Origin of the sequence: Streptomyces griseofuscus (assembly GCF_014673495.1) — a bacterium.
In the GTDB taxonomy this organism is placed as follows: Bacteria; Actinomycetota; Actinomycetes; order Streptomycetales; family Streptomycetaceae; genus Streptomyces; species Streptomyces murinus.
Genome location: NZ_CP051006.1, coordinates 7,319,511 through 7,342,599, shown reverse-complemented (window position 1 = coordinate 7,342,599; position 23,089 = coordinate 7,319,511). Strand labels below are relative to the sequence as shown.

21 protein-coding genes are annotated in these 23,089 nt (G+C 72.4%); 11 read left to right on the top strand and 10 right to left on the bottom strand.

From position 1 onward, the window contains the following. The first annotated feature begins 33 nt into the window (after window positions 1-33). From HEP81_RS33335 to HEP81_RS33325, 3 genes are read left to right on the top strand one after another with little or no spacing between them, the layout of a single operon-like run. The gene (locus HEP81_RS33335) at window positions 34-1,041 is read left to right on the top strand and encodes an AAA family ATPase (protein ID WP_198422749.1); all 1,008 of its coding nucleotides are present in this window, start codon (window positions 34-36) and stop codon (window positions 1,039-1,041) included. Beyond that, a complete protein-coding gene (locus HEP81_RS33330; protein ID WP_037661004.1) occupies window positions 1,038-2,387 on the top strand; it encodes a DUF58 domain-containing protein in 1,350 nt (449 codons plus the stop codon). Before HEP81_RS33335 ends, HEP81_RS33330 begins: the two co-directional genes overlap by 4 nt. Then, entirely contained in the window at window positions 2,384-2,989 is a 606-nt protein-coding gene (locus tag HEP81_RS33325) for a hypothetical protein (protein WP_037661002.1), read from the top strand. The genes HEP81_RS33330 and HEP81_RS33325 overlap by 4 nt, the downstream gene beginning before the upstream one ends. A gap of 70 nt (window positions 2,990-3,059) precedes the next feature. Here the strand turns inward: HEP81_RS33325 and HEP81_RS33320 are convergent, their stop codons facing one another. Further along, on the bottom strand, window positions 3,060-3,881 hold the full coding sequence (locus HEP81_RS33320) for a hypothetical protein (protein ID WP_243279663.1): 822 nt from the start codon (window positions 3,879-3,881) through the stop codon (window positions 3,060-3,062). 64 nt (window positions 3,882-3,945) lie between these two features. Further along, window positions 3,946-4,941 (bottom strand): hypothetical protein, encoded by a 996-nt coding sequence (locus HEP81_RS33315; RefSeq protein ID WP_243279661.1) that lies wholly within the window; start codon window positions 4,939-4,941, stop codon window positions 3,946-3,948. A gap of 251 nt (window positions 4,942-5,192) precedes the next feature. On the opposite strand from HEP81_RS33315, the gene HEP81_RS33310 reads away from it, so the two are divergent. Together HEP81_RS33310 and HEP81_RS33305 are read left to right on the top strand one after the other, a co-directional pair. Then, on the top strand, window positions 5,193-5,831 hold the full coding sequence (locus HEP81_RS33310; RefSeq protein WP_037661001.1) for a papain-like cysteine protease family protein: 639 nt from the start codon (window positions 5,193-5,195) through the stop codon (window positions 5,829-5,831). Between the two features lie 5 nt (window positions 5,832-5,836). Next, window positions 5,837-6,688 carry a hypothetical protein gene (locus HEP81_RS33305; protein WP_037661000.1) on the top strand — a complete coding sequence of 284 codons (852 nt, stop codon included), beginning with the start codon at window positions 5,837-5,839 and terminating at the stop codon, window positions 6,686-6,688. 496 nt (window positions 6,689-7,184) lie between these two features. On the opposite strand, the gene HEP81_RS33300 is transcribed toward HEP81_RS33305, so the two are convergent. Next, window positions 7,185-9,035 (bottom strand): trypsin-like serine peptidase, encoded by a 1,851-nt coding sequence (locus HEP81_RS33300; RefSeq protein WP_243279660.1) that lies wholly within the window; start codon window positions 9,033-9,035, stop codon window positions 7,185-7,187. Between the two features lie 169 nt (window positions 9,036-9,204). Here HEP81_RS33300 and HEP81_RS33295 point away from each other — a divergent pair, with 169 nt between their 5' ends. Next, window positions 9,205-10,113, top strand: coding sequence for a hypothetical protein (locus HEP81_RS33295; RefSeq protein ID WP_037660999.1), 909 nt, complete (start codon window positions 9,205-9,207; stop codon window positions 10,111-10,113). Between the two features lie 55 nt (window positions 10,114-10,168). On the opposite strand, the gene HEP81_RS33290 is transcribed toward HEP81_RS33295, so the two are convergent. Next, window positions 10,169-10,633 (bottom strand): GNAT family N-acetyltransferase, encoded by a 465-nt coding sequence (locus HEP81_RS33290; RefSeq protein ID WP_051850506.1) that lies wholly within the window; start codon window positions 10,631-10,633, stop codon window positions 10,169-10,171. 277 nt (window positions 10,634-10,910) lie between these two features. Between HEP81_RS33290 and HEP81_RS33285 the strand changes: the two genes are divergently transcribed. Then, window positions 10,911-11,867, top strand: coding sequence for a helix-turn-helix domain-containing protein (locus tag HEP81_RS33285; RefSeq protein ID WP_037660992.1), 957 nt, complete (start codon window positions 10,911-10,913; stop codon window positions 11,865-11,867). A gap of 21 nt (window positions 11,868-11,888) precedes the next feature. Here HEP81_RS33285 and HEP81_RS33280 read toward each other — a convergent pair whose 3' ends face one another. Together HEP81_RS33280 and HEP81_RS33275 are read right to left on the bottom strand one after the other, a co-directional pair. Then, window positions 11,889-12,674 (bottom strand): SAM-dependent methyltransferase, encoded by a 786-nt coding sequence (locus tag HEP81_RS33280; protein ID WP_259332477.1) that lies wholly within the window; start codon window positions 12,672-12,674, stop codon window positions 11,889-11,891. 242 nt (window positions 12,675-12,916) lie between these two features. Next, complete coding sequence (locus HEP81_RS33275) at window positions 12,917-13,141, bottom strand: DUF397 domain-containing protein (protein WP_037660989.1); 225 nt, start codon at window positions 13,139-13,141, stop codon at window positions 12,917-12,919. 522 nt (window positions 13,142-13,663) lie between these two features. Here HEP81_RS33275 and HEP81_RS33270 point away from each other — a divergent pair. Then, entirely contained in the window at window positions 13,664-13,969 is a 306-nt protein-coding gene (locus HEP81_RS33270; protein ID WP_051850504.1) for a helix-turn-helix domain-containing protein, read from the top strand. A gap of 336 nt (window positions 13,970-14,305) precedes the next feature. On the opposite strand, the gene HEP81_RS33265 is transcribed toward HEP81_RS33270, so the two are convergent. Continuing rightward, on the bottom strand, window positions 14,306-15,523 hold the full coding sequence (locus HEP81_RS33265) for an MFS transporter (RefSeq protein ID WP_051850503.1): 1,218 nt from the start codon (window positions 15,521-15,523) through the stop codon (window positions 14,306-14,308). A 46-nt stretch (window positions 15,524-15,569) separates the two neighbouring features. On the opposite strand from HEP81_RS33265, the gene pdxR reads away from it, so the two are divergent. Then, the gene (gene pdxR / locus HEP81_RS33260) at window positions 15,570-16,985 is read left to right on the top strand and encodes a MocR-like pyridoxine biosynthesis transcription factor PdxR (protein ID WP_037660988.1); all 1,416 of its coding nucleotides are present in this window, start codon (window positions 15,570-15,572) and stop codon (window positions 16,983-16,985) included. Here pdxR and HEP81_RS33255 read toward each other — a convergent pair whose 3' ends face one another. From HEP81_RS33255 to folP, 3 genes are all read right to left on the bottom strand, one after another. Next, complete coding sequence (locus tag HEP81_RS33255) at window positions 16,986-17,954, bottom strand: lyase family protein (protein ID WP_051850502.1); 969 nt, start codon at window positions 17,952-17,954, stop codon at window positions 16,986-16,988. An 89-nt stretch (window positions 17,955-18,043) separates the two neighbouring features. After that, window positions 18,044-20,149 carry an aminodeoxychorismate synthase component I gene (pabB, locus tag HEP81_RS33250; protein WP_037660987.1) on the bottom strand — a complete coding sequence of 702 codons (2,106 nt, stop codon included), beginning with the start codon at window positions 20,147-20,149 and terminating at the stop codon, window positions 18,044-18,046. Further along, complete coding sequence (folP, locus tag HEP81_RS33245) at window positions 20,146-21,003, bottom strand: dihydropteroate synthase (RefSeq protein ID WP_051850501.1); 858 nt, start codon at window positions 21,001-21,003, stop codon at window positions 20,146-20,148. Before folP ends, pabB begins: the two co-directional genes overlap by 4 nt. Window positions 21,004-21,341: 338 nt before the next feature. Between folP and HEP81_RS33240 the strand changes: the two genes are divergently transcribed. Together HEP81_RS33240 and HEP81_RS33235 are read left to right on the top strand one after the other, a co-directional pair. Beyond that, a complete protein-coding gene (locus HEP81_RS33240; protein ID WP_051850500.1) occupies window positions 21,342-22,808 on the top strand; it encodes an AMP-binding protein in 1,467 nt (488 codons plus the stop codon). Further along, window positions 22,805-23,080: a phosphopantetheine-binding protein gene (locus HEP81_RS33235; RefSeq protein ID WP_037660986.1), complete on the top strand. Its 276-nt coding sequence runs from the start codon at window positions 22,805-22,807 to the stop codon at window positions 23,078-23,080. The genes HEP81_RS33240 and HEP81_RS33235 overlap by 4 nt, the downstream gene beginning before the upstream one ends. Window positions 23,081-23,089: the final 9 nt, after the last annotated feature.

Below are 23,089 nucleotides of genomic sequence, written 5' to 3'. Positions count from 1 at the left end.
AAGCCCAAGTCCAAGTCCCGTGAGGATCCGACCGTGACCAGCACGCAGCCCATCCCGGACCACGACACCCTGACGCCGCGGCGGGCGGGTGAGGCGGCCGCGGCCGTGCTCGACGAGATCGGCACCGCCGTGGTCGGCAAGCCGGAGTCCCTGGCGCTGGTGATGCTCGGTGTCCTCGCCGGCGGTCACGTCCTGATCGAGGACCTGCCCGGGCTCGGCAAGACGCTGCTGGCCCGCTCCTTCGCCACCGCTCTCGGCCTGGACTTCCGACGGATCCAGTTCACCCCCGACCTGCTGCCCTCCGATGTCACCGGCGCTCCGTTCTACGACCAGCGAAGCGCCGACATGGTCTTCCGGCCCGGCCCGGTCTTCACCCATCTGCTGCTCGCCGACGAGATCAACCGCACTCCGCCCAAGACCCAGGCCGCGCTGCTGGAGGCGATGGCCGAGTCCCAGGTGTCCATCGACGGGAGCACCCGGCCGCTGCCGGATCCCTTCGTGGTCGTCGCCACGGCAAACCCCATCGAGTACGAGGGCACGTACACCCTGCCCGAGGCACAGCTCGACCGGTTTCTGCTGCGGGTACGGATGGGTTATCTGACGGCGGCCCAGGAGACCGGGATGCTGCGCGCGCGGATCGACCGGGCGGCGCCCGAGGCAGTGGTGCGCCGGCTCAGCGGGCCGGGCGAGGTGCTGGCGATGCGGGCCGCCGTCGAACGCGTCGAGGTGGACGACGACCTGCTGGAGTACGTCGTCGCGCTGGTCGGCGCCACCCGGGACCACCCGCACATCCAGGTCGGTGCCTCGCCACGCGGCGGTCTCGCCCTGGTGCAGCTGGCCCGCGCCCGTGCCGTCCTGGACCTGCGGGACTACGCGACCCCGGAGGACGTCAAGTCCGTGGCGGTACCGGCCCTCGCGCACCGTGTCACCCTCAAGCCGGAACTGTGGGTCCGGCAGATCGACGGCGACGACGTGATCCGGGAGATCGTGCAGTCCGTACCCGCCCCGGGGACCCTGCCGCGCACCCCGGCCGTGTCATGACGGAACCGGTGCCGACCGGCGGAGCGGCCGCCGCCGCCGTCCGACGGGCCCTGGCCGACCGCCCGGACATGACCGCCGAGCCTCCGCCACCGCCCCCGCCCGGCTGGCGTGCCGGTGAACGCGCGCTGCGGCTGGGCACGTTGGCGGTCGTCGCGCTGGCCGCCGCACTGGTCACCGGACGCCCCTGGGTACTCGCGCTCGCCGCCGCGCCCCTGGTGGTGCTCGCCCTCGCCCTGCCGAGCGGGCCGCGTCCGGAGAGCGTGACGGCCGAGGCCGAGGTGCAGCCGCGGCGGTGCTTCGAGGGCGAGCGGGTGACGGTGCGGATCGCGGTGGCCTGCGACGGTGAGACCGGCCGTCTGGACCCCGGCATCACCCTCGGCCACGGGGTCCGGCTCGACCGTCTGGCGGTCGGGCCGCGCCATGTCGATCTCGTGCTGACCGTGCGGCGCTGGGGCCGCTGGACGCTCGGCACGGTCGATGTCGACGTCTACGACCGCGGTGGGCTGGCCCGGCGCACCGTGCGGGTCGGACTCGGTGAGATCGCCGTCTTCCCGCTGCCCGGGCACGCCGGTCTCACCCCCATCCCGGTCCGGCTGCCGCAGCGGCTCGGCGAGCACACCGCCGCGCAGCGCGGCGAGGGCATCGAGGTCACCGGCGTGCACCCGTATGCGCGTGGCGAACGACAGCGGCGGATCCACTGGCCGGCCACCACCCGGCGCGGCACCCTCCAGGTCCACCAGTTCGCCGCGGAGCGCACCGCCGACACCGTGGTGCTGCTGGACGTGCTCGCCGACGTGGTCGATCCGGTCAGCGGCGCGTCCTCGCTCGACGAGACCTTCCGGGCCGCCGCGGGGCTGGTCCGCGCCTATCTGCGCGCCCACGACCGGGTCGGCGTCGTATCGGTCGGCGGCACGACCCGCTGGCTGCAACCGGGCGGCGGCCAGGGGTACTTCTACCGCATCGTCGAGAGTGTGCTGGACGTCCGCAAGGACGCCGCGTACCGCACGGAGGGGATCGGTCTGCTCCCGCCGCCCGCGTTGCCGCAAGGAGCGCTGGTGTACGTCATCACGCCGCTGACCGATCAGCGGATCTTCGACATCCTGCACCAGGTGCGCGGCCGCGCCAATTCGATGGTCGTGGTCGAGATCCCGACCGGCGAGCCGGCCCTGGAAGCCGGCGACACCGAGGGCGAACTCGCGCTGCGGCTGTGGCGGGCCGACCGCGACGCCATGCGCTTCGCGTTGGTGGAACGCGGCATCGCGGTCGTCGCCCACCGGCCCGGTGAGAGCCTGGACCTCGCGCTCGCGCCGCTGCTGCGCACCCGCATCCACGGGGGGACCCGATGACCGCCGCCGACGCCCGGGCCGCCGCCCGGCCGGATCCGCGCCCGGCCGACAGCCGTGCCGCGCTGCTCGTCGCGCGTCTCACCTCCCGGCTCACCGATCGCCTGCTCGGTACGGCACTGGTCGTCGCGGCCTGCGATCCGCCGGCCGCCCTGCACGCGTCGTGGCTGGTCAAGATGCTGGTCCTGGGGGCCGTGGGGGCCGCGTGGTGGGCCGCCCCGATGGTCGACGCGCGCCCGGTCCTGACCTCCATGCGCCGACGCGCCGTCGCGGCCCGCCGCAGGACGACCGTGCTGCCGGCCGCGGCGATCACGATCGCGGCGGCCACCGATCCCCCCTTCTGGCTGGTCGTCTGCGTCGCCGCGCTGCTGCTCGCCTATCTGCTCGTCACCGACGCGTGGACCGTCGGTGTCACCGCGCCGCCCGGCCGTCCGCCGGCGACACCCGCACTGGCCGCCGCCGCCGCGACCGCGCTGGTCCTGCTCGCCGCCCGGGCGCCGGTGGTGGGTACCTCATGGGCACGGCTGCTCGCCTCACTCGTCATCGCCGCGACCACGGTCTGCCTGGTCCTGGCACTGCGCACCCGGCGCGGGCCGTCCGGCTGACCACCGCGCCGAACGGGCGCGGTGGCCGCCGGGCGGACGCGGCCTCGCGGACCGCGCCGTCGGCGCGCCGTCAGGCGCTCAGGTGGTCCCGGTCCCCCATCACCACGACGGGGTGGAGGCGGGGGTTCAGGGTGCTCAGCAGCGTCTTCATCCCGGACTCGGGAACGGTGACACAGGCGGACGTGCCGTCACCGTGGTCCAGGTGCAGCCATATGCCGCCGCCCTTCTCCACTCCCTCGGGGCGGTTCCAGTCGAACGGCGCGACGCCCTTGAGCCGGTTGTAGTCGATGGCGATGACGTAGTCGAAGTCGTGGACGTGCTCGTCGCCGTCCTCCGTCATGGCCGCGTACGCGTTGTCGTCGTACCAGTAGGGCAGTCGGCTGCCGGGGTCCTCCAGCGACCCTCCCGCGTCCGTCAGGGAGAACGCGCCGACGGGGCTGCGCTCGTCGTCCAGGTGGTGGTCGGTCGTCCAGCCCTGCCTGCCGTTGTGCGCGGGCCAGGTCCCCGTGAGTTTCCAGGCGTTGGCCTTGCGCTCGTAGAGCACGACGGTGCTCTCGTCCGAGTCCTGGTCGTCGCCGTAGACGACCACCGCCTGGCGGGTGTCGGCCGGTACGCGCTTCGACATACGGCTTCCGATGCCCGGAAGGCGGGGCACCGCGCCCGGGTTGGGAGACCCGGACGCCACCGGGATGTTGAGACCGGGTGCGCCGGCCTGGTTCCTGCGACCGCCGTCCGAGCCGCACGCCGCGGTGCCGGCCAGCAGCACACCGCAGACGAGGGCCACGGGTATGACATGACGCGCCCCACGGCGCCGCGCCGACAGTGGACTGGTCCGTACGACAGTAGATATCCGCATGATCAGGATGCTGCGGCGGTCGATCGCGGCATGCATCCGCAGACGGCATCCGGCCTAACAAGGGGGGGTTCCGCCCCGGGTGCCGCCCTCGGGACCGGCTCTAGTCCCACTCCCAGGTGATGCCGAGGACGCCCGGGCGGATCTGCTGTTCCACCAGGTGAACCGAGCCGTGGGCGTTGAGGGTCAGGTCGGTGACCGCCTTGCGGGGGGCGGTGGCCGAGGGGCGGGTGAAGCGGCGGCAGTGGACGGGGAGGGCGGCGCGGTCGAAGCCGATCTGGAGGGCGTACTGGCCGCCGCCGTAGGTGAAGCCGCGCACGTACTCCTCGCTGGGCGCGCCGGTTCCGTCCTCGAAGCGGTACCCGAGGACGGCCGTCTCGCCGGCTCTCAGCCGTGCGTCGAAGAGCAGTTCCACGACGACGATCCCCGAGGCGCCGTCACGCCGGGTCCGCCCGACCCGGCAGTTGCCGAGGCCGCGTACCCGGACCCGGTCGGTGTCGCAGCCCGGGTCGCCGAGATGGATGGCGAGATACCGGTCGACGCCGTCGCGGTGGGCACGTACGACATGGTGCGAGTCCCGCGCGAGCAGTTCCCGGCGGGCCCCGATGTGAACGTGCTCGTAGTGGATCACGGTGTGCAGCCCGCCGTCCTCCGGCGCGGCGAGGCTCGCCAGCAGTGCTTCGAGCGCGGCGGCCGGTTCGAGGAGGGCGCGGTAGGGACGGGACGGGGGGCGGTCGCCGTTGGCGCGTGGTCCTATCAGCCGGGTGAGCGCGTGCGGGGGAAGCTCCAGGACCTCTTCGAGTACGGTGACGGCGCGCAGCGACTCGGGCCGGTCGGGCCGCCGTAGCCCGCGCTGCCAGTAGCTGAGGCTGGTCACCCCGACCCGTATGCCCCGCTGGGCGAGCCGGTGCTGCACCCGGTGCAGTGCCAGCCCGCGCGCGGCGAGCGCGGCCCGGAGCGCGACATCGAACGGGCCGGTGCGCAGGGCTTCGGCGAGTTCGGCCTCGGGGGTGGTGGGAGGGCCGGGGCGGCGGGACGGGCCGAGGGCCGGATCACTGGCGCGCGGGGTGCCATGGCGATCGGTAGCACGTGCTGCCATCGGGGCTCTTCCCTCTCCCGGCCCCCATGAGCGTCTTCCAGTGAACGTTCACTTCCCGTACGGGCACGGGGTGTTGCCTACGGGCCGCCACCTGCCGGCACCGCGGGGGCGTTCACAACCGTACGCGCGAAGTTTACTTCACCACCATCCCGCGGCGGATGCCGTTGACCGGGGCCCGGCAGGTGACCAAAGCTGCTGGGGCAGCGTCCGGACGCGCACCGCCACCCCCCACCGTGACTGGGAGCACTGCCATGTCCATCTCCAACCGACGCCGTATACGGCTGGCGTCACTGGCCCTCACGGCCGTCGCCGTCCTGACGCCCGCGTTCCTCCCGGCGGCCACCGCGCACGCCGCGCCCGACTCCGTGCGCCAGGCGGCATCTCGGGCCGCCTCTCGCCCCGCGGTCGCCACCGCCAAGCGTCTGAACATCACCATGCAGGCGCAGCAGAACAGCAATTGGTGCTGGGCTGCGAGCGGCAACACCATCGCCTCGTGGTTCGGGCGGGACTACGACCAGAACCAGTTCTGCGACGCCGCGTTCGGCCGGCCCCAGGGCAGCCCCTGCGGCAACTGGCAGGCGTCACTGGGCAATGTGCAGGACGCCCTGGACTGGATGGGCATCAACCCCGGTACGTACGTGCGGGGTTACTTGCGCTACGCCACCGTGCAGAAGGAGATCGACGCCGGCCGGCCCGTCGAGACACGCATCGAGTGGAGCTCCGGGGGCGGGCACATGCATGTGCTCTACGGCTACGACCCTGCCGCCGGCCAGGTCTACTGGGGCGATCCGTGGCCCTCCAACTCCCGCTACAACTGGGCGGATTACGACTATTACGTGGACAACAACTCGTTCACGTGGACGCATTCGCTCTACGGGATCGGAGCGTGACCCCCATGACCTCGCCCCACCCGCGCACGGCCGTCGTCGCCCTGCTCGCCGCCACGACCCTCGGCGCCCTCACCCCCACCGCCGCCCACGCGGCCTCCGCGCCTGCCGGTTTCCCCGCACCCTTCACCGCCTCGGCCACCGCCCAGGCGCGTGAGGCGGCGTCCAGCCCCGCCACCCTCCACACCCTGTCGCGCTTCTTCGCCCGCGCCGGCACCCTCAAGGCGGACGCGGCCCGCCCGCATCTGGTCGGGCCCTCGGTGACCGTCTACTCCCTCGCTCCCGGGTTCGTCGCCGGGCGCCCGGGCGCTCCCGTCGCCGCGCCGCAGTTCGTCGCGAGCAAGGCGGTCTCCGCCGACGGGCAGGTCGCCTCGCTGTGGACCGTACGGACGGCGCAGGGCTGGAAGGTCGTCAACATCGCGACCGGCGGCGACGAGACCGACTACGTCGGCAAGGCGCACGGCCGCGGAACCGTCTTCCAGGAGCCGCAGATCGACGCCTGGTACGTGGTGCGCGACGGCCGCGTGCTCCCGCTCGACCCCGACGCGCGCCGCGCCGTGGGCAAGGCCGGCGTCTCCCTCGCCGACTACCAGCGCCTGGTCCACAAGAAGTACGGCGACAAGCTCCCCGGCTCCGCCTACGACCGGGCGGGCAAGGGCGGCGGTTACGACGGCGCCACGGCGGCCCCGCCCATGTCCTCCGCCAACGCGCCCTCCGCCTCCGCGGCCACCGCGACGGCCACCACCTCCACCACGACAACGGCCTTCACCGCGGCCGCCACCGCCATGGCCGCCGCGGCCGTGCTCGCGGTCTGCCTTCGTCTCCGCCGCACCCGGCGCTCGCGCCGCGTCGCGGTGTGACCGGACGCCGAAGGCTCCGACCGACCGAGGTCTGAGCAGGGCGGGGACCGGCGCGGTGCCGCTGCGCCGCTCCGTTTCCGGTCCCCGCCCGAGGCATGGACCACCCGCGCGACCACCTCGGCGCACACCGTGCGCTCGCCGTGTGCTCAGCGTGTGCTCGCCGTGCGCTCACCGGCCGGACCGCCGACGCGCACTCCCGCCTCGCGCCGCGCACCCGTCCGGGTTCCCGCCGCCGCTACCGCGCCTGGCTGACCGCGTCACAGGGCACCGCGTAGGTGTGCCGGGGCCCGGCGGTGTCGTACGACGCCTCTGAGCCCGCTCCCAACGCGGCGCCGGAGCACGGGTGTTGCCGGTCCCCCGGACGGCGTCGGGCGGGACGGCGGCGCACGCGGCCGCCCACCACCCGCTGCCCGCTGCCTCCGCCCGCCGCTCGCCGCCCGAGTGGGCCCGGGTGAGCGAGTCCGACAGCCGTCGTACAGGCAGCCGTCGGGGGTCGTCAGGAAGTCGGGGCGACGAGCATGCGTTCCCCGCCCAGGCTGTTGCCCGAGGTGTCGGTGTACATGGTGGTCTCGCCGTCGGACCGCCGTACGAGGAGGTCGTCGGTGCGGCCGTTCTCGGTGAAGTCGCCGGTCGTCATGGTGGCGACCTTGGCCCACCGCTCGTTGGGGTTCTGGATGCGCCGCTCGGTACCGAGGCCGGACGTGCCGGTGCCGGGGTAGTCGTCGAGTTCGCCGTCGGTCCAGCGGACCATGAGGTCCCACTGCTGGCGACCGGAGAAGTCACCACTGGTGAGCAGGGTGGCGTTCTTCCAGGTGCCGTTGGGGGCCTTGAGCCGGTGCTGCTGCCCGAAGGTGCCGGCGCCGACGTTGGTGTACAGGGTGAGCCCGCCGTCGGCCCAGCGCACGATCAGATCGGTGACGTACCGCGTGCTGCCGAAGCGGCCGGCGCTGATCTGGGTGGCGTTCTTCCAGGTGGCGTTGGGTTTGATCATCCGGGTGCCGGCCCGGTTCAGCCCCTTGGAGCCGACGTCGCCGTACAGGGTGACCTCGCCGTCCGTCCAGCGCACCAGGAGGTCGAACTGATCGGACCCGGTGAAGTCGCCCGCAGTGATGGTCCTGGCGTTCTTCCAGGTGCTGTTGGGTGCCATCAGCCGCCGCTCGGTGCCGTAGCCGCCGTGTCCGTCGCCGGGGTACAGCGTGACCTCGCCGTCGGTCCAGACCACGATCAGGTCGCTGTGACCGGTCCCCCGGAAGTCACCTGAGGTCATCAGCGCGGCCTTCTTCCAGGTGCTCGCCGATCCGGGCAGCCAGGGGTCCGTCGTCCCCGAGTACGGGGGGTTCTTGCCCAACTGCTGGTGGGCGGCGGCGTGCTGGAAGAGGTCCTGGGCGTCCTTGCCGTAGACCGGCGCGTACGACACCCAGTCGTCGTCGGCGTCGTTGCCGCCGCCGTTGTATCCGCCGGTGTTGCCGATGACCTTGCCCCGGCCCGTGGCGCTGTCGTAGCCCTCGATCCAGGGGCCGCCGGAGACACCGCCGTAGAAGCCCTTGCAGGTCATGCGCAGTTGCCGGAACCCGGGCAGTTGGGAGGTGGTGACGGGGCAACGGATCGGCAGATGACCGGGGTTGACGCTCCCGGAGCCGGGATAGCCGATGACGGTGACCTTGTGGTTGTAGCCGCTGGTGGGGGTGAAGGTGAGGGCACCGGTGACGTCCTCCACCTTGCCTCGGCTGTTGGCGTCGACCTGGGCGAAGGACAGATCGAGGTCGGAGGCGGCCGACTTGGTGTTCGCCGTGTAGCGGGGGTCCGTGTAGACCTGGAGCACCGGGAAGACGCCGAACGGCTGCTGCGCGGCGCTCTTGCCGCTGCTGTACTGCGGGACGAAGACCCGGTGCGTGGCCTTGCCCAGCCCGATGCCGCAGTGTCCGGCGGTCAGCACGATGTCCTTGGCGGCCGTGTGCACGACGCTGCCCGTGCAGTAGGTGTCGCCGCCGAGCGGCTTGCCGTCGAAGAAGAAGGTGCCGACCATCGGGTGGCCCGCGAAGTGCTGGGGCGCGGGTGTGCCGGACGGCGGTGAGCTGCGGCCCGCGGCCCGCTGTGCGCCGAGGCCGTGCCGCGGGGCGACCGGGGCCGAGGGCCCGTCGGCGGGTACCGCGTTCTTCATGCGGTCCGCCGTCCAGTACCTCTCCTCGCCGACGAGACCCGGCCCGTCCGGCACGTTCGGCTCGTCCGGAGCGACCGCGGGGGCCGTGGTCCCGGAGGTCTCTGCCGAGGAGGCCGGGGCGGCACCGAACATGCCCGCGCCCAGTCCGAGCGCGAGGACCGGAACCCATCTGTAGCTGGAACGCACCAGGGTGTCTTTCCGTCTTGGAGGAAGCCGAACGGTGCGCGATACCGGACCGTTGAAATCGGATATATCGCACATGTGTTCGCCACGAAGAGGATCAGCATACCGACCGGTGACGCCGCCTGACACGGCGTTGAAAGACAGACGTCGAAAGACAGACAGGGCACGGGCGATGGACAGATTCCGCAGGGCGGCTTGGGCGGCCCTCCCCCTCCTGCTGCCCTTGCTCGCGGCCGGGCCGGCGTCGGCCGCGCCGTCGACGCCGTCGCTCACATACGGCGGCCTGGCCTCGGTGCGGCCCGGCGACACGCTGACCATCGACGCCCGGTCCGGCGAGGCCTCCTACGGCGACACCCTGCACGCGTCCGTGTTCATGGCGACGGGCAGGCTGCGCATGAGGGATCCGCTGCTGACCACCACCGTCACCATCGCCTGCGACGCCCGGCCCGGCACTCAGCCGGTCATCCGGCGCGGCGCCGGAGACGTGGGCCCGGACGAACATCCCTTCCGTTGGGCGCGGGTGCGCGTCCTGCCGGTCGACGAGAACGCGCGCCGGGCCTGTCGGGACAAGGTGAAGCGGCTGCCCGCGCCCGATCTGGAGGAGCGCTGGGCCCCGGGCGACACATGGCCCCAGTCGGAATGGGATGTGCGGACCTTCCGGGCCGGAAGCCGTGTCACCCTCACCGACAACGACGACGAAGGCGCGGACGGGCACATCAGCCTGACCTCCCGCGCGTTCGCCGACCGCCCCGTCCTGCGGGGCGCCCGCGCCGTGCTGACCGCCACCGCCACCCTCAAGTGCGGTGCCGCGCCGGGCCTTTACGTCGTCTACCGGCACGATGCCGGTCAGAGCGGTCCGGACCGGCCATGGGCGCGTCTGCGCGTGGCCCCCACCGCATCCGGAAGGTCCTGCTCCACGGACCAGGCGGCGGCCGGCTCCGCCGGTACCTCCCGGGCGCCCGTGGTGGCCTGGACCGCGGGCGGTGTCTTCCTCGCCACCGCGGCGGGCACGCTGCTCTTCCGACGGGCCCGGAACCGACAGCTGGGGGCGGCAGGGGCGCGGGGCCGGTCCGCGGTCTGACGGAAGCCGCCGCGAGCGACGCACACGGTGCTTGTGCGGCCCTCGCCGCGGTGGCTCAGCGAGGGGCGTACGCCACCCGTCCGAATGGCCATTCGCGCTCCAGCCAGTCGCTGACGACGCGATAGAGGTCGGCGTCGAGAGAGGCATGGCTCGCGCGGACCCAGGAGCGGACGTCGGTGACCTCGGGATCCTGGCGTGAGCCGTAGATGTAGACGCAGCCGATGACGTCGTTCCCGGGGACCGACAGCACGGTGTAGGTGAAGCCTGAGCGGCGCTCGAAGTCCTCGGCGTGCCGGCGCAGGTCTTCGAGGTTGGCCTCCAGGGACATGCCCGCCACCGGGGGCCAGGAGCGGCCGGTGAAGTCGGGGTTGGCCCGGATGTGGGCGATGCTGGAGGTCCAGGCGGCGTGGTCGGCGGCGTTGTGCTGAGGGCCGAGGGGTTCCAGCCGGAAGCGGGCGGTGGCGGGCGGCGGCGGTACGACGAAGTCGGGAGCCACGAGGGGCTGGGCAGGTGAGGTCACCGCGGGAGGCTATCCCCGAACCCCTGCCGATCTCTCGCGAATATCGCCGGCCTTTCTGTGCTGTGCGCCAACTCCCGCCAGGGGTCGCCACGTTGACCCCCGAGGCGGCTTCGTCTTCTCCTGGTGAGGTGTCCGTGAGGGGCCGACAGCAGGTGGACATCCGTGCCGATGGGGTTTTTCCGGTGATCCGGGCTCCCTGAGACGCGAGGCTGTGCACTATGGGGCTCCGCGGGGCGGGGGCGCGGGCGGTCCCGCGGGTAGAGGCGAGGAGGGAACGTTGATCAGGCGGATAGCAGGGGCCCCGGGGCCGGTCGGAAGTGGGAGCGGCGGCGACCGGCCGGGCCGCCGGGGCACCGTGCGCTACCTCAAGGACGAGGCCGTTCCGTCCGCGCCCCGGATGCTGCTCGGGCACGCGTTACGGAGCCGGCGTCACCATCTCGGGCTGAAGCAGGAGGAGGTGGCACGCCGGATGGGCTGCTCCTCCTCGAAGCTGAGCCGGATCGAGAGCGGCATGCACCATTTCAAGGAGAAGGACCTGCTGCGGCTCTTCGTGGTGTACGAGATCAGCGGCGAGAAGGAACAGGCCGTCCTCCTCGAACTCGCCGAGATCGCCAACCAGCCGACGTGGTGGCAGGAATGGTCGACCGTGGCTCAGCCGTACCTCCAAGCTGTGATCAGCTTCGAGGACATGGCGACACGTATCAAGGCGTACAGCAGCGATCTGTTGCACGGCCTGGCGCAGACGCCGGCGTACGCCGAGGCCCTGATCAGACGCGGCCGAGGGGAGCGTGACACCCATGACGCGCTGCTGGGGCTGCGCAAGGAGCGCCGGGCGAGGTTCGAGGCCGCGCCGGGCAAGAAGCTGATCATCGTGGTGCACGCGGCCGCGCTGCTCAATCGCGTGGGCTCCCCGGAGATCATGGCCGACCAGATGGAGCATCTGGCCGGCCTCTCCGAGCGGCGCAACTACCAGCTGCGGCTGGTCGATCCGGCGCATCATTACGACCTGCCGGTCGAGCTGGGCACCACGACGATCTTCGACTTCGAGGGCCGGGTGCCCAAGGTCGCCTACGCGGAGAACCTGGACGGCTGTCTGTTCATCCAGGACGAGGACCTGGTGGACCACCGTGAGGTCGTCTTCGACGAGCTGCGCTTCAAGGGGCTGGGGCCGGACGCGGCGCGGCGCAAGCTCAATGATCTGGCGCGCATGTACCGGAAGTACCAGGCCCCTTGACGCGCGCTCGCGCCGCGTCGGTCACGGTTTGCGGGCGACTCCGGCGTAGAGGGACACCTGCCGCTCGCTGAGGACACCGGGTCCGCTGCCGAGCCGCGGATGCCACTGATGAGCGAGGACCACGCCCGGGTCGACCAGTTCGAGGCCGTCGAAGAAGCGCCGCACCTCCGTCCGGCCGCGCACCTGGACGGAGGTGCCGGCCTCCGCGTAGGTGTCGATGATGGCCTGCCAGGCTTCCGGGTCGAACTCCCCGGTGCAGTGGCTCAGGCTCAGGTACGAGCCCGGCGGCAGCGGTTCCAGGAGGCTCCTGACGATCTCGTACGGCTCCTGGGAGTCCGTGACGAAGTGCATCAGGGCGTGCAGGCTGAGGGCGACCGGGAGTTCGGGGTCGAGGATGTTCCGCTCCCGTACGGCGGCCCAGACCTCGTCCGGCTTGGTCGCGTCGGCCTGGACGTAGGCCGTCCGCCCCTCCGGGGTGCCGTCGAGGAGTTCATCGGCGTAGACGAGGACGATCGGGTCGTTGTCGACGTAGACGACCCGGCAGTCCGGGGCGACCTCCTGGGCCACGTCGTGGAGGTTGGGCGAGGTGGGGATGCCGGTCCCCACATCGATGAACTGCCGGATCCCCTGCCGCGCGAGGTAGCGGACGGCCCGGTGCATATAGGCCCGGTTGACCTTCGCGACGGTCTCGATCGCCGGGAAGACCCGGATCACCTCCTGGGCGGCCTCCCGGTCCACGACGTAATTCGTCTTTCCGCCGAGGTAGTAGTCGTACATGCGTGCACTGTGGGCCCTGTCCTGCCCCAAGTCCGTGTTCGTACCGTCCTGTCCTTGTGCAGGCACAGGCTGTTCCGCCACGGCACACCCCCAGGTATCCGCTGATCATCCATCCCGGTCAGGAACGGAATGCACTTGCATTATCCCTATGCATACTGGTCGGTTACGGACGATGTCCAGAGCTGCCCGATTTCTTTGACGGGGCATCAGGACCCTTTCAGGGCCGGGCGCGTCGTCCGCGGCGGACGGTGCGCCCGGCGGTGGTCGTCGCCTCAGATGTCGCCGCGGCGCACGGCGGTCACGAAGGCGACCGCGGCGGCCGTGGAAACCTCCACCAGACGGCCCTTGCGGACCTTCGAGTCGTCGAAGAGCACCTGGGCGCCCGACGGCTGCGCGACCTCGACGCACTCCCCTTCCGGATAACTGTACGAACTCTTATGCCACATCACGCCGGCGTCGTCCGCGTCCTGCCGTGACACATACATCGACTTCCCCACCGAACTTCCTCCCGCGGTGAACGAACTCCCCGTCGTCGAGATGCAATTGCATCTCGCCCGGCGAGGTCAGGATCGCCCCGGAGCCGGTGATGTATGCGTGCTTAAGGCAACAATGTCTCGATTCAACCGTTGTTCGCGCATGCAAGTGCAGCCTTCGGACCACCGGTTCATCGCACCGCCGAACCGCGTTCCGGTCGGGAGACGCGTCGGCGGCGTCAATTCGCACGCGGGCCACCACGCGTTTGTCGTGCGGTGGCCCGAGTAAGCCTTTCAGCAGGGGAAATTGACAAAGTCGTCCGGCCCGTAGACCCGTCATGTGAATCGAACGGCGCACGGGGGCTCGGGGGCAAATGAAGGCTGTTGAACAGGCGTTGCCGAGAGCCTGCGCCGACGCAGGGTTGAGAAAAGAGGAGATGTGGCGCCTTTCCGCGCCTAGCGTCATTCCCGCACCAGTCCGAACAACTCCCCTGACCGAGCTCCAGGCATGAACCAGCACGTCCCCAGAGCCCAGCGGAGCCAGCAATGTCCGATACACGCAACCGCCCGCTGACGGGCCCCACGCACATCGGTGTCGTTCTCGAACGAGTGCGCCGGCAAGCGGGCATCCAGCACGAGATCCTGGCGCACCGGACCGGAGTCGGCGTCGACTACCTCGCCAGAGTCCTCGGCGGCGCCCATTTCCCGCCCCGCCGCTTCATCCTCCTGTACGCGCGCACCTGTGGCGCCGACCCCCAAGTCCTGCTGAGGGTCTGGGAGGACGAGCACGAACGGCTCTCCGCGGGGCCGGGGCAGGGAAGTGGGGAGCACCCGTCTTCGGGGGGCGGCTGACCGCCGCCGCTACGACGGGAGTCCCGCGGTTCCGGCCGCGTCGCGGCGGCGCCGGCACCCGGCGTCCACGGCCCATACGACCCCGACGGCATCGCCCGCGAGGCCACCCGCGGCTCCGCCACCGCACCGGCTCCGCGCGCCCTACCGCCCCTGCGGCGAACCTCCGGTCCGACGGGACCTCCCCCGGCACCACCCTGCCGGGACGAGAGCGTATGCGGGCGGCGGACGACCGCCCGACCCGGCACCGACGCGGCCAGCCCCGCGCCCGGCACTCAGACCTTTGCCGCCCCGCTCCTCCCCTGCCGGGAGAAGGCCCCAGCCCCCGCCCCACCGATCTCAGACCGCCGCCTCCTCAACCTCCCGCCCCCGTGCCCCCGGCCGGTCCCGCCAGGCCGACGGGAGGGCGAGGACGATGAGGGCGGCGGTGCAGACGAAGCCCCAGGGGTAGCCGACCTGTTGGGCGAGGACGCCGAAGCAGACGGCGCCGATGCCCATTCCGGCGTCGTAGGCGATGTTCCACAGGGCGCTCACGGTGCCGTAACCGGAGGCGGGGACGCGGGAGTACATCAGGGTGATCGTGGAGTTCTGGGCGATGCCGAAGCCGATACCGAAGACGGCGACGCCGACGACGACCGCGACCGCGCTGCTGGTGTACGCGGTGATGAACATGCCCGCGGCGGACACCACGAGTCCCGGGAAGACCAGCCGGGAGGAGCCCTTGCGGTCGCCCAGGCGGCCGGCCACCAGGCGGGCCACGGCCGCTCCGGCGGGCTGCACGAACAGGGCCACGGCCACCAGCCCCGTGGAGGCAGAGGGCACGGCGAGCGGCAGGAAGGTCACCACGATCCCGGCGGCCAGCGCCGTGACCGCGAAGAGGACCGCGGGCCGGGCGATCGCGCGATCGCGGATGCCGTCCATGATGCCGATCCGCCGCCCGGCGATGTACTCCTTCTCCGGCAGCCCGGGTATGGACAGGATCGGGGCCAGCGCGCACACCCCGGCGGCCACGCCGACCGGCGTGTACCCCACCTCGGAGACCAGCCAGACGCCGAGCGGCAGCCCCAGCAGCGAGGGCACGCCCGAGACGATGCCGACCAACGCCAGCCCCTCGCCCCGTCGTTCGGAGGGTATGAAGGAGGCGGTGAGCGCCCCGCCCGCGACGACGGTCAGGGCGAAGCCCGCGCCGCGCAGCAGGCAGACCACCGTGATCCAGGCGACGCCGGAGAACATCGTCAGCACCAGCGACGGCACGCCCATCAGCAGCAGGCCCGCGCCCAGGGTGACCCGGTGGCCGAAGCGCTCGATGAAGCGGGGTGCCACGATCTCGCCGGCGACCGTGGCCAGCATCAGGGCGCCCGTGGTCGCCCCGGCGCCGTTGCCGCCGGCCCCGGAGTGCTTGGCGTAGAGCGGGACGACCGACAGCAGCAGATAGAAGCTCGCCGAGGCGCCGAACACGCTGATGAAGCGGAGCAGCAGCGGACGCGTCACCAGCGGGGGCCGGTCCTTTGGCCCGGTCGTGGGCGACGGGGATTTCCGTGGATCAGTGGTGGTCATGGTCGCACCCTAGGGAGCGATCAGCTCACCGGTAAGCTCCAATTCCATGTCTTCCCAGTGGTCCAATGTGTCGTCGGACCTGCTCTTCGCGATCGACCGTGACCGCGACGAGCCGCTGCGGTCCCAGCTGGAACACCAGGTGCGCGAGGCGATCCGTACCGGCCGGTTGCGGGTGGGTGAGCGGCTGCCGCCCTCGCGTGAACTCGCGGGCGCGCTCGGCCTGTCGAGGGGGCTGGTCCAGGACGCGTACGCCCAACTGCTGGCCGAGGGCTATCTGGTGGCGCGGGTGGGCTCGGGCACCCGGGTGGCCGCCGGTGCGTGCCCGCCGGCCGCGCCGCCGGTGCCGCGTCGGCCCGCGGGGCGACCGCCGCTGCTGGCCGATTTCCGGTGGGGCGTACCGGACCTGGGCGCGTTCCCGATGCCGGACTGGCTGTGGGCGGTGCGGGAGGCGGCGCGCCGGATGCCGGTGGCCGAGCTGGACTACGGCGATCCCCGGGGCAGCGCGGTGTTGCGTGAGGTGGTCGCCGGGTACGCGCGCCGGGTACGCGCGGCGGCGGCCGACCCCGAGCACATCGTCATCTGCTCGGGGTACGCCCAGGGCCTGTCCCTGACCCTGGCCGCCCTCGCCCGCGGCGGGGTGCGCCGCGTCGCCTACGAGGATCCCGGCTCGCCCGCCTCCGTCCGGGCGGCGGCCGCCGCGGCGGGCCTGGAGGCGGTGCCCGTGCCGGTGGACGAACAGGGCATAGACGTGGGCGCGTTGACGGCGACGGGGGCGCGGGCAGTGGTCGTCACTCCGGCGCACCAGTGGCCGACCGGGGTGGTGCTCGGACCCGAGCGGCGGCTGGCGTTGATCGCGTGGGCGGCCGCGCAGGACGCGGTGGTCATCGAGGACGACTACGACGCCGAGTTCCGCTACGACCGGGAGCCGGTCGGCGCCCTCCAGGGGCTCGCCGCGGACCGGGTCGTCTCGATAAGCACCGTCAGCAAGTCCCTGGCACCGGCGCTGCGGATCGGCTGGCTGCTGTGCCCGCCGGCGCTCGCGGACACACTGGTGTCGGTCAAGCACATCAGCGACCGCGGCTCGCCGGTCCTCGATCAGCTCGCCCTCGCCAGGCTGATCGAGTCGGGCCGCTTCGACCGGCATCTGCGGCGGATGCGCGGCACCTACGCGGCCCGGCGCACCGCCCTGCTGGCCGCCCTCGCGGAGCATGCCCCGGGCGTCGCCGTGACCGGACTCGCCGCCGGCTTCCACGCGGTCGCCCATCTGCGGGAGACGGCGGACGAACGGGGTCTCGTGGCCGCCGCCCGCGCCCGCTCGGTCGGCCTGTACGGGATGAGCACCTGCCGTACCTCGCGAGAGACCGCGCCGCCCCGGCTCGTGCTCGGTTTCGGCAATGTCGGGGAGCGTGCCGTCACCGCCGGGATGTCCGCGATCGGCGACCTGCTGCGGGAGCAGGGGTGATCACAGGGTGGAGACCCGTGCCGGGGTGGCGGTACGGGGCGTCGCGTCCAGGTCCTCGGTGAGCCGGGCCGCCGTATGGGCCGCGCCGCCGGTCAGCCGGATCGCCTCTCTGAGCGGCTGCCATAAGGCGTACCGGGCGCCCGGTACGGACGGCGATGGCTCCAGGACGGCGCAGAGCGCGGGGACCTGGAGCGCGGCGCCATGGATCAGCTCCACGGGTCCCCGCGTCCGCGCGTGGCAGCCGGCCGCGGCGGAGCCGGACCCCGCTTCCGCGAACGCGCCGACAGCGGTGGCCAGTTCGGCCAGGGCGCGGACCGTGCGGGTCAGGGCCCGTCCGACCTCGGGGAGGGAGCCCGCGGGCTCGGCGTGCGCTCCGGCGTCCGCGACCGTCAGTCCGGTCTCCGTGGCGAAGGCCGTGGTCAGGGCGCTGTCCGCGTCGTGCAGTACGACGGTCAGCGCGTCCCCCGCCAGCAGTGCGAGCCGTCCGTCCGCCTCCTCCACCGCCCGTCGGCCGCCGAGCGCCCACCCCCGGCCGCCGGGCAGGGCGGTGCGTACCCGTTGCAGGTCCCGCCGTACCAGCGGCAGGGCGCGCCCGCAGACCAGCATCGCCGCGGTGGCGAGGATGTCCTGGCTCGTCGCCCCGCGGTGCACGTAGGGCGCCGCGTCCGGGTCCAGTTTGGCGACGACCCGGGTGAACGCCCCGATCAGCTCGGCGACGGTGTCGGCGCTCCCCCGGGCGCGGACCGCGATGTCCCGGGGGTTGACGCTCTCCGCCCTGGCCGCGGCCGTGATGACCGCCGCGGCCTGATCGGGCACCGACCCGAGCCGGGCCCCCGCGCGGGCCAGCGCGGCCTCGGTGTCCAGCATGGCCTGGAGCCAGGCCTGGTCGCTGACCGCGCGCTCGACGGGTGTTCCGGCCCGTACCGGGGAGAGCAGACCGGTGTCCCGGTCGGCCGCTGGGCTCTTCATCCGAGAGTCTCCTTCACTGCTCGCCGTACGGGGACACCGCCACCGCCCGCTTCCGGCGCGGGCCGGCACCGCGTGGTTCCGCTCGCCGCCTACTTCCGGCACATCGGGGTGAGGACGCGGCGCGGTTCCGGGCGGCTCAGGGTGAGCGCCGTCGCCATCGCGCGGGCCTTCACCATGGTCTCGGCGAACTCCTCCAACGGGTCGGACAGGGCGACGACGGCACCGCCGACGCCGTAGCGGACGGATCCGGGTGTGGCCACGATGGTGCGGTTGACGACGCTGAGTTCGCAGCCGCCGCCGAGGGAGAACCAGCCGATCGCCCCCGCGTACACGCCGCGTGGGCCCTGTTCGAGGCGGTCGATGATCTCCATGGTGCGCAGTTTGGGCGCGCCGGTCATGGAGCCGGGCGGAAAGGCCGCCCGTACGCAGTCGACCGTCGAGCGTCCCTCGCGCAGGGTGCCGCGGACGGTGGAGACGAGATGGTGGACCTGCGGGAAGGTCTCCACCCCGCACAGCACCGGTACGTGGACCGAGCCGGGACGGCAGACGATGCCCAGGTCGTTGCGGACGAGGTCCACGATCATCAGGTTCTCGGCCCGGTCCTTCTCACTGCCGGTCAGGGAGTCCCGCAGCCGCCTGTCCTCCGCCTCGGTGGCACCGCGCGCCCTGGTGCCCTTGATCGGCTTCGAGGTGACTGCTCCATCGGGGGCGACGGCCAGGAACTGCTCCGGTGAGGCGCTGAGCACGGCCACGCCCGGGAAGTCGAGCAGCGCCCCGTAGGGGACCGGGCTGACGCGTCTGAGGGCGCGGTAGGTGGTCAGCGGGTCGATGCCGGTCTCGGCGACCGCCGTGTTGGACAGGCAGATCTCGTACGACTCCCCCTGCCGCAGTTCCTCCAGGCACTCCCCGACCATGCGGAGGTAGGCGTCCCTGCTGTGCCGCAGCTCGACCGGTACGGGCGCCGCCTCCGACGGCTGGACATCGCCGGCAGGCAGGGGCGTTCGGGGCAGTGCGCGCAAACGCCCGCCCGCCGTCTCCAGCCAGGCGGTGACCTCCGGGTCGTCCTGGTGCCGGCTGAGCCGCAGCAGAAAGCAGGTGCGCTCGGCGTGGTCGATCACCAGCGCCCGGTCGGCGAAGACCAGGGCCGCGTCGGGTGTTTCGGCGCAGTACGTGGTCAACGCGCCTGCGTCCGCCTTGAGTTCGTAGCCGAGGTAGCCGACGTATCCGAGCCGGAACCCGAAGGGCAGGTCGGTGCCGCCGTCGACGCGGCGGGCGCCCAGTTCCGTGTCCAGGTATTCCAGGAAGGTGCCCCGGATCCGCCGTCCGCCCGGCTCCACCCGGACGACCTGTTCCGCGGCCCGGTAGGTGACGTACTCGCCGAGCGGACCGGCGCCGTCGCCCATGACGGAGAAGCGCCCCTGCCGCGGTGCGCTGCCGCTGTCCAGCCAGAAGCTGTGCCGGGCGGCGGCGAAGATCTCCACGTAGGCGGCCTCCGGGTCCGGCACCCAGGGCAGACGGCGGACATGCAGCCGGTACGGCGGGGCGTCGTCCGGAGCAGGTGCGTCGTCCGGAGCCGGGCCGAGCGCGCGGCGGTGCCATGTGTGCGTGAGGTCACGGAAGTTGGCGAGCAGCTCATGGCCGTACTGCGTGCTGACGGACTCCGGATGGAACTGGACCCCCCACAGCGGCCTGGTGCGATGGCGGACCCCCATCAGGACGCCGTCCTCCGACCGGGCCAGCGCCTCCAGTTCCTCGGGCAGCGCGGTGACGGCGAGCGAGTGGTAGCGCACCACGCCGAACGGCGAGGGCAGTCCGGCGAAGAGGTCGCGGCCGGTGTGGGTGACCAGGGAGAGGCGGCCGTGCCGTGGCTCGGGCGCGTGCCGTACCTCGGCGCCCAGCAGTTGGCAGATGCCCTGGTGGCCCAGGCACACCCCGAGGACGGGCAGATCCCACTCCAGGATCGCCCGGGAGCCGATGCCGAAGTCCTCGGGCCGTTCGGGCCGGCCGGGGCCCGGGGAGATCACGACGTTGTCGAAGTCCCGCGGATCGAGCGCCGACCAGTCGGCGTCGTTGCGGACGACCAGCGGCTCTCGGCCGTTCACCTCCGTCAGCAGCTGATGGAGGTTGTAGGTGAAGGAGTCGTAGTTGTCGATGAGGAGTGTGCGCGTCACCTGGACCTGTCCCTGGATGCTCATCGCCCGGACAGCACCGTGGCCTGTTCGGTGACCGCCCGCAGGACGGTCAGGGCGTCGTGCAGGGCGCCGACGTCATGGGTGCGGATGTAGTCGGCGCCGTCGAGGGCCGCGTGGATCTCGGCGGCCAGCGTCGCGGGTCCGCTCTCGGCGATCGCGCGGCCGGTCACGGAGCGCAGGAACGACTTGCGCGAGGCGGAGATCATGACCGGCAGCCCGAACTCCTCCTTCAGCGACCGGACTCCGCCGAGTACCGCGAAGGACGTCTCGGGGTTGCTGCCGAGGAAGTAGCCGAGCCCGGGGTCCACGACGAGCCGGTCCCGGTCGATCCCCGCGTCCCGCAGGGCGGCCAGTCGCTCGGCGAAGAACTCCAGTATCCCCTCCCAGACTTCGGCCGGATCGGTCGGCACCCGGGTGGCGGGCCCGAGGCGCTGCACCGAGTGCATGACCACGAGCCCGCAGCGCGCCGCCGCCAGCTCCCCGTAGTGCTCCGGATGCGGGAAGCCCTGGATGTCGTTCAGGAAGGCGACCCCGCGGGCGAGCGCGAAGCCCTGGGTCTCGGGCAGGAACGAGTCGACGGAGCACGGGATGTCCTCGGCGGCCAGCCGGTCCAGGACCGGCGCGAGGCGCGCGCACTCCTGCTCGGCCGGCACCCGCGCGGAGTCCGGATTGCTCGCGGCGGGCCCGAGTTCGACGATGTCCGCCCCCTCCGCCCGCAGCCGCAGCGCCTGCCGCAGTGCCGCCTCGGCGTCCAGGTAGCGGCCGCCGTCGGAGAACGAGTCCTCCGTGATGTTGACGATGCCGACGAGCAGCGGTCCACGGCGGTCACCCGCCGCCGAGAGCGCACCGGGAGCCATAGGGGGCATGCGACTTCTCCGTCCTTCACAAGCGGTTCGGCGCAGCAAGGTTACGCATCCGAAGGGCCTTTGGCGGAAGATTCTCCGGCCGTGAGGGCGGTCACTCGGCAATATCTTTGCCACCTCGACGCACCCGACCGAGTCTGCGCGCCCGCCGGTGCGGCGTCTTCGGATCCAGGTCCAGCTCATGGCCGCGGCGACCCGACCCGGAGTACAGGTACGGCCCCGCCGCCGGACCGAAGACGGCACGCGGGACGGCGACGCAGACTCCTCGGCGACGGTGACCGATGGCCGAAACCGGCCGTCACCGCAACGCCATCCAACGGACCGGGGGACCTGTGTCGGGAACACTCGCGAGCGATATCCTCGCCGCCGCACGGCTGCGCCCGGCCGCGGTGGCCCTGGCGGGAATGCCCGGTGAGGACGCGGACGTCAGCTACGGGGAACTGGCCGCCTTGGCGGAGCGCACCGAGCGGACCCTCGACACCCTGTTCGCCGGGGGTCGCGGGCCGAGGGGTCACCGTCCGCTCGCGCTGGTCGCCGCCAAGACGCCCGCCTCGATCGCCCTGATCCTGGCCTGTCTGTCGGCCGGCCGCCCGCTGCTGCTGCTCTCCCCCGACCTCGGCGAGGACACCACCGCCACGCTGGTCCGGCGCGCCGGAGCGCAGGCACTCGCCACCGTGGACGGGGGCCGCCTCGCCTGGACGACCCTGCCGGACGGGGCGGAGAGCGGCCCGGCGGTGCCCGAGGGGACCCGTCTCGTGCTGACCACCTCCGGTTCCACCGGGGTGCCCAAGCTCGTCCCGCTGACCGCCGGGGCGCTCGACGCCTTCACCGCGTGGGCGGGCGAGTTCCTCGGCCTGGACACCGAAAGCCGGGTCCTCAACCACGCGCCGCTCAACTTCGATCTGTGTCTGCTGGACATCTGGGCCACCCTGCGCCACGGCGGCCGGGTGCTCCTGGTGGACCCGGCGCGGGCCGCCGAGCCCGCGTATCTGGCCCGCTGGGTGCGCCTCGGCCGGCCGCATGTCGTCCAGGGTGTGCCGCTGCTGTTCCGGCTGCTCGCCGAGGCGGGCGCGCGGCTGCGCGGGGACGCCGTCCGGCATGTGCTGCTGACCGGCGACCATGTGCCCCGGCAGGTCCGCAGGCAGCTGCCCGAGCTGTTCCCGCACGCCCGGCTGCACAACGTCTACGGCTGCACCGAGACCAACGACAGCATGGTCCACGGCTTCGACGGCGCCGAGGCGGCGGACGGCGAGGTGCTGCCGCTGGGCGAGCCGGTTCCGGGCACCCGGATCGCCGTACTCGACGGGGAGCACGAGGTCACCGGGCCCGGCAGCGGCGAGCTCCTCGTCTCCACACCGTTCCAGACACCCGGGTACCTGGCCGAACCCGCGGCCTCGGACCGGTTCCGGGAGCGCGACGGCCATATCTGGTACCGCACCGGCGACCTCGTCGAGCGCGGTGCGGACGGCCGGATCCGGCTGGTCGGCCGGACCGACTTCCAGGTCAAGGTGCGCGGTGTCCGCGTCAATGTGGAGGAGGTCGAGCGGGTCCTCACCGACCGGCCCGAGGTCGCCGAGGCGGCGGTCGTCGCCCTCCCCGATCCGGAGGCCGGGGTCGCCCTGCACGCCTTCGTGCGCACCAGCGGGGCCGAGGTGACCGGACTCCAGCTGCGCACCCTCTGCGCCGCCCGGCTGAACCGGGTGGCGATTCCCAGCCGCTTCCATCTCATGGCCGGTCCGCTGCCCGTGGGGCCGACCGGAAAGGTGGACCGTCGCCGTCTCCAGGAGCATGTGACATGAGTCTGAACCAAGAGATCACCCGGCACATCGTGGACGAGTACCTGCCCGGTACTCCCCCCGAGGAGCTGGCGGACTCCTACGACCTGCTGCGCAACGGGGTGGTGTCCAGCCTTCAGTTGCTGCGGCTCATCGCCTGGCTCGGCAACCACTACGACGTTCCCTTCGACGAACTCGACGTCACCCCGGACGACTTCCGTTCGGTGGCGGCGATCGTGGGGCTGATCGACCGGCACCGCCGGTCCCTCGGCACGTCATCCATCCCAGCCAACTGATCCGAGACG

Coding starts and splice junctions, on each gene's coding strand:
- pdxR (WP_037660988.1), top strand. CDS start 15,570: ATGTCTTCCCAGTGGTCCAATGTGTCGTCGGACCTGCTCTTCGCGATC.
- folP (WP_051850501.1), bottom strand. CDS start 21,003: ATGGCTCCCGGTGCGCTCTCGGCGGCGGGTGACCGCCGTGGACCGCTG.
- HEP81_RS33305 (WP_037661000.1), top strand. CDS start 5,837: ATGACCTCGCCCCACCCGCGCACGGCCGTCGTCGCCCTGCTCGCCGCC.
- pabB (WP_037660987.1), bottom strand. CDS start 20,149: ATGAGCATCCAGGGACAGGTCCAGGTGACGCGCACACTCCTCATCGAC.
- HEP81_RS33325 (WP_037661002.1), top strand. CDS start 2,384: ATGACCGCCGCCGACGCCCGGGCCGCCGCCCGGCCGGATCCGCGCCCG.
- HEP81_RS33255 (WP_051850502.1), bottom strand. CDS start 17,954: ATGAAGAGCCCAGCGGCCGACCGGGACACCGGTCTGCTCTCCCCGGTA.
- HEP81_RS33330 (WP_037661004.1), top strand. CDS start 1,038: ATGACGGAACCGGTGCCGACCGGCGGAGCGGCCGCCGCCGCCGTCCGA.
- HEP81_RS33295 (WP_037660999.1), top strand. CDS start 9,205: ATGGACAGATTCCGCAGGGCGGCTTGGGCGGCCCTCCCCCTCCTGCTG.
- HEP81_RS33310 (WP_037661001.1), top strand. CDS start 5,193: ATGTCCATCTCCAACCGACGCCGTATACGGCTGGCGTCACTGGCCCTC.
- HEP81_RS33265 (WP_051850503.1), bottom strand. CDS start 15,523: ATGACCACCACTGATCCACGGAAATCCCCGTCGCCCACGACCGGGCCA.
- HEP81_RS33315 (WP_243279661.1), bottom strand. CDS start 4,941: ATGGCAGCACGTGCTACCGATCGCCATGGCACCCCGCGCGCCAGTGAT.
- HEP81_RS33235 (WP_037660986.1), top strand. CDS start 22,805: ATGAGTCTGAACCAAGAGATCACCCGGCACATCGTGGACGAGTACCTG.
- HEP81_RS33270 (WP_051850504.1), top strand. CDS start 13,664: ATGTCCGATACACGCAACCGCCCGCTGACGGGCCCCACGCACATCGGT.
- HEP81_RS33320 (WP_243279663.1), bottom strand. CDS start 3,881: ATGCATGCCGCGATCGACCGCCGCAGCATCCTGATCATGCGGATATCT.